Here is a 5,205-nt window from a genome sequence, read left to right on the forward strand (position 1 = left end):
CCCCCTTCCAGGGGGAGGGGTAGGGTGGGGGTAGTGAGCATCAACCCGTGACTCCGTCCATCCCATCAAAGATCAAAAATAAAAATGCCCCATCCCACCCTCTCCGAGGTCACCAGCTGCCTCTCCGACTACGACCCGAACGCATTGCCCGTCGCCCAGGCGCAGGCCATCATCCGCGACTTCGTCACGCCAATCCAGTCAGTGGAAAAAGTCGCATTGCGCAGCGCCCTCGGCCGCGTACTTGCGCAGGACATCGTGTGCGCGATCGATGTGCCCGCGCATGACAATTCCGCGATGGATGGCTACGCAATCCGCGGCGCCGATCTCGATGCGACGCAACCGATCACGGTGAAGATCATCGCCACCGCTTATGCCGGGGCCGGTGTCGGCACGCCGGTGGCCGCCGGCGAATGCGTGCGCATCATGACGGGCGCGCCGATGCCCGCGGGTTGCGATACGGTCGTGCCGCAGGAATTTACGCAGGGAGCTACCGACACGTCGGTGACGATTCCCCCCGGCGTGGTGAAGACCGGCGACAACCGGCGCCTGCGCGGCGAAGACCTTGCCGCCGGCAAGCCCGCGCTGTTGCAGGGCCGCATCCTGCGCCCGGCCGACATCGGCCTGATGGCGTCGCTCGGCATCGCGGAAGTGCCGGTGCAGAGGCGGCTGCGGGTGGCGTTCTTCTCCACCGGCGACGAGTTGCGCTCCATCGGCGAACCGCTCGACCCCGGCTGCGTGTACGACAGCAACCGATACACGCTGTACGGCATGCTGACCCGGCTCGGCGTCGACATCATCGACATGGGCGTGGTGCGAGACGACCCGGCGCTGCTGGAACAGGCATTTCGCTCCGCCTGTGAAAACGCCGATGCCATCATCACCTCCGGCGGCGTATCGGTCGGCGAAGCGGATTACACCAAGCAGATCATGGCGACCCTGGGCGACGTCACGTTCTGGAAGATCGGCATGCGTCCCGGCCGGCCGATGGCCTTCGGCAAGATCGCGTCGAACGGCCGCAGCGCTTACCTGTTCGGCCTGCCAGGCAATCCGGTGGCGGTGATGGTCACCTTTTATTTCTTTGCCCGCGATGCCCTGCTGCGCATGATGGGGGCGGACAGCGCGCCGTTGTCCTTGTTGCAGGCGGTATCGGAAGGCCCGATCCGCAAGAAGCCGGGCCGCACCGAATACCAGCGCGGCATCCTCAGCACCGACGCGAGCGGCAGGCGGCAGGTGCGCATCACCGGCTCGCAGGGCTCCGGCATCCTGCGCTCGATGTCGGAGGCGAACTGCATGGTGGTGCTGCAGCATGAGCAGGGTTCGGTGAAGGCGGGTGACCTCGTTGATGTGCTGGTGTTCGAAGGGCTGGTGTGATCAGCCCAGGCGAATAAGCATGCGTGTCGGCAGCCGGGCATTAACCAGCGGTTCGTAAGCGAACCTTTCCTGCAGCAGCGCCACCTTCGGGAAATGAGCGTACAACGCCGCCAGCGCATCGGCGGCAAGCGCGACCGACAGACGATGCGCCGCGCACATGTGCATGCCGGTGCCGAAGCTCAGGTGATCCATGTTGTTACCGCGTTCCGGATCGAACTTTTCCGGATCGGCGAATCGCTCCGGGTCCCGGTTTGCCGCCGCCAGCACCAGCAAGACCGCATCACCCTTCTGCATCTGCACGCCGCCGATCTCGACATCCGCCGCCAGCACCCGCCGGGTGTTGTGGATAGGCGGGTCGAATCGCAGGGTTTCCGTCACCAGCCGCCTGTACGCCGCCACGTCATCGCCAAACCCGCCGGGATGAAACCGGATCTGCTGCACCAGCGCATTGCTCAGGATGCCGCGTCCCGCGTCGTAGCTCTGGATCAGCAACCCGATCATGTTCACGGCATGCAGATCGCGGTCTTCCATCATCGCCGCAGACAATCCCGGAAGGCGGGTCAGGTGATGCGCCACCGTGCGGTACACCGCTTCCGACACCGCGTTCACTTCGCCGATCTGCCGTGCGGTCTTGTTCGGCGACATGATCTTCGTCAGCGTTTCGACCTGGGGCAGCAGGGCGTCGATGTCCCGCTGCGTGAAGCCGAAGCTCTTCAGGATAAACAGGGCGGGCAGTTTTTTGCACACCACGTCGATCCAATCCAGCGTGTCATGGGCGTGCCCGTGCAGAAGTGAATCCAGCAGAGCGGCGACATCCACGGCATGCATGCTTTCGACCAGCCGCATCGCCGCCTGTCTCGCGGCGGCATGCATGGGCGGATTGGCGAGCCGCGCCAGCTTCGCAGCCAGCAGGGCGGTATGCGGGTTCATCGTCTCCAGCATCGCGGCAGGCTGCGGCGGGATGTGCGCCGCGTCGCTTTGCAACAGTGCCTTGCAGGCCGCGTGTGAATACACGGCCCATAGGCGGCTGCCTTCGTCTCGATGCACCGGGTGCCGGGCCAGTTTGTGCGCGTAGACGCCGAACGGATCGGGGACGTCCGATTGAAGGAAAAGCGTGTCAGTCATGTCGGTTCTTCGTCAGGTTGATGCATGGCGGCGCAATGCCGGAGGGAACTGCTGCGGTGCCTGCGCGCGGTCGAACATGCCGTAGTCCCGCAGTACGACCGCGCAGTGCGTTTGCGTAGCTGCGGCGGCCCCTGCCTGCCAATCCCGTGCGGCGTGGCCATCGCCGAAATCAAGCAAGCCAATACGCTTTCCCGCATTCGCCAGGCTCTCGAAACGCTTGCCGCGCGCATCGTCGCGCAGGTCGCTGTATTCGCGGATGCCCACCAGCGGCTCCTGCCCGATATCCGCGTCAGGCAGTACGCGGAGCACCCGCAGCCGGTAGTCATCGAAAACGGAAGCGCGTCCGTCAGCCTGCGCCGCCCGGTGCTCGCCGTGCATGCGCCAGCGCACCAGCGCCGCTTCATCGCGCCAGAACGACAGCGACAGGATCCAGCCCGGTTCGGTCAGGCTTTTAAAGCGCTCGATCGACACGAAGCCGTCCATCGCATCGAGGATCGGGCGCAACGCGGCGGCGGTATCGAGATAGCGCTGATAGCCGCTTTCCGACGGCAAAACTTCGAATGCAACGGCGAACATGGCAGCCTCCAGTGATGTTTTGGCCATGATACGATCGCCATCGATTGAACAGTTCATGGGAGGATGAATCATGGAATCCGCCGTCAACATTGCTTCGGTTGCCGCATTGCTCGGCGACCCCGCCCGCGCCGCCATGCTCTGGTTGCTGATCGATGGCCGCGCCCGGCCTGCCGGCGAACTCGCGTTTGCCGCCAATGTCTCGGCGCAATCGGCCAGCGGGCACCTGTCGAAGCTGGTCGAGGCGCAATTGTTGCTGGTGGAAACACAAGGGCGCCATCGGTATTACCGGCTCGCCGATCACACCGTCGCGGTCGCGCTGGAATCGCTCGCCGCCATCAGTCCGAAGCCGGCCACGCGCGCATTGCCGGCCTCCAGGGGCACGCCGCCGGCGATGCGATTCGCCCGCACCTGCTACGACCATCTTGCCGGCGAGCTCGCGGTGGCCTTGCTGGTCAACTTCGAACAACAAGGCCTGCTGCGCTGCACCGGCAAGCAATGGGAGTTGTCAGAAAAAGGGGAGGGCGCGTTCCACGCGTTCGGCATCGATATCGACTCTGCGCGGCGGGCGCAGCGCCAATTCGCCTGCGGCTGCCTCGACTGGAGCGAACGGCAATTCCACCTCGGCGGTTCCCTCGGCGCGGCCCTGCTGGAACACATGCTCGAACGCCGCTGGCTGATGCGGGCACATCAATCTCGTGTGGTGCAACTGACGCCGCAGGGCAAGCGAGGGCTGAAGGACACCTTCGGCTGCGACGTCTAGACCATTCCTCCTTCAAGACCCTCAATCGGCCGCCAGCGCGCCGGCCTATGCGCCGCATCTGTTGTTGTAAATAAAACAATAAATCGGTAGAATCCCGTTCTTGCAAAAAAGCCAACTATTTGCCGGTTGCGTTTTTGCACAGTTCTCCACCGAAGCATTCAGACGGGTATTCCATGACCGCACCAACGCTGGCCTTCAAGCAATCCAACCGGCTATTGAAGCTGACCATGGCGCCGGGTTCCGGCATCGACGATGACGTCGTCCTGCCCTACGAAGTGTCCGGCACCGAAGGCATTTCCGAAGGCCTGCACTACACCCTGACCTGCCTGTCCAGCGACGCCTTCCTCGAACTCAAGCAGTTCCTCGGCCTGCCGGTCCAACTGGCCATCCTCACCGACGACGGCGCCGAGCGGGCCCTCTGCGGCATCGTCACCGCCGCCGCGCAGGAAGGCGCCAACGGCGGCTTCGCGCGCTTCAGCCTCACCCTCGAAGACCCGTTCGCGCTGCTGGCCAAACGCATCAACAGCCGCGTCTTCCAGGACCTGTCGGTGCGCGAATTCGTCGCCATCGTCCTCAACGAGCACCGCCAGCACAACAGCGTGCTGAGCGCCTGCTTCGACATCGATGACCGCTGCATCGGCACTTACCCGAAGCAATCCTGGGTCACCCAGTACAACGAATCCGACACCGCCTTCGTCACCCGCTGGCTCGCCCACGAAGGCATTTCCTGGTATGTCGAACACGGCGATGCCGGCGTGCCCGGCGAGCATCCGAAACTCACGCTGGTACTGTTCGACGATCCATCGCTGCTGCAGCCGGCATCGGCGGCGAAGGTGCGCTTCCACCGCGACGACGGCACCGAGAATGAAGACGCCATCACCGGCTGGCATGGCCGGCGCAGCGTGCAGCCCGGTGCGGTGCAGCGATCCAGCTATGAATACAAGGCGGTGACCGTCAACATCCGCCAGGACGACAACCGCACCGACCAGGGCGACCACGGCAGGCAACTGGCCGGCACGCTGGAAGACTACCGCTTCGACACCCATCATGCCGCCAACGACAGCGACGACCATGCCCGCTACGGCAAGCTGCGCATGGGAGCGCATGAGTACGCGGCCAAGCATTTCACCGGTACCGGCAGCCATCGCGAAATCGCCGTGGGCCGCCATTTCGAACTCGTCGACCATCCGCTGCATGACCAAGACGGGCCGGAACAGCGGCAGTTCGCGGTCGTCCGGCACAGCCTGTATGCACGCAACAACTTGCCGGCCGATCTGACCGAAACGGCCAGGACGCTGCTGCAGCCGGCAAGCGGCACCGCCGCCAACGATGGAACGGCATGGGCCGACGCTTCAGCCAGGCCCTTGACCGAG

General features: G+C 64.4%; 4 protein-coding genes and 1 pseudogene. 3 read left to right on the forward strand and 2 right to left on the reverse strand.

Annotation, left to right across the window (positions count from 1 at the left end):
* Positions 1-84: 84 nt before the first annotated feature.
* Complete coding sequence (gene moeA / locus V7080_RS23865; RefSeq protein WP_334190875.1) at positions 85-1,371, forward strand: molybdopterin molybdotransferase MoeA; 1,287 nt, start codon at positions 85-87, stop codon at positions 1,369-1,371.
* On the opposite strand, the gene V7080_RS23870 is transcribed toward moeA, so the two are convergent.
* Positions 1,372-2,496 (reverse strand): cytochrome P450, encoded by a 1,125-nt coding sequence (locus tag V7080_RS23870; protein ID WP_334190876.1) that lies wholly within the window; start codon positions 2,494-2,496, stop codon positions 1,372-1,374.
* A gap of 288 nt (positions 2,497-2,784) precedes the next feature.
* Positions 2,785-3,072, reverse strand: a pseudogene (locus V7080_RS23875) (antibiotic biosynthesis monooxygenase family protein); the annotation flags it as partial.
* 70 nt (positions 3,073-3,142) lie between these two features.
* On the opposite strand from V7080_RS23875, the gene V7080_RS23880 reads away from it, so the two are divergent.
* Together V7080_RS23880 and V7080_RS23885 are read left to right on the forward strand one after the other, a co-directional pair.
* Positions 3,143-3,832 carry an ArsR/SmtB family transcription factor gene (locus tag V7080_RS23880; protein WP_334190877.1) on the forward strand — a complete coding sequence of 230 codons (690 nt, stop codon included), beginning with the start codon at positions 3,143-3,145 and terminating at the stop codon, positions 3,830-3,832.
* Between the two features lie 173 nt (positions 3,833-4,005).
* Positions 4,006-5,205 (forward strand): type VI secretion system Vgr family protein (locus V7080_RS23885; RefSeq protein ID WP_334190878.1); only part of this gene is annotated, 1,200 nt, incomplete at its 3' end.

It is taken from the genome of Noviherbaspirillum sp. (assembly GCF_036846085.1).
GTDB lineage: Bacteria > Pseudomonadota > Gammaproteobacteria > Burkholderiales > Burkholderiaceae_D > Noviherbaspirillum.

Excerpts from the sequence above, each read along its gene's own strand:
- V7080_RS23870 (WP_334190876.1), bottom strand. The coding sequence starts at position 2,496 with ATGACTGACACGCTTTTCCTTCAATCGGACGTCCCCGATCCGTTCGGC.
- V7080_RS23880 (WP_334190877.1), top strand. The coding sequence starts at position 3,143 with ATGGAATCCGCCGTCAACATTGCTTCGGTTGCCGCATTGCTCGGCGAC.
- moeA (WP_334190875.1), top strand. The coding sequence starts at position 85 with ATGCCCCATCCCACCCTCTCCGAGGTCACCAGCTGCCTCTCCGACTAC.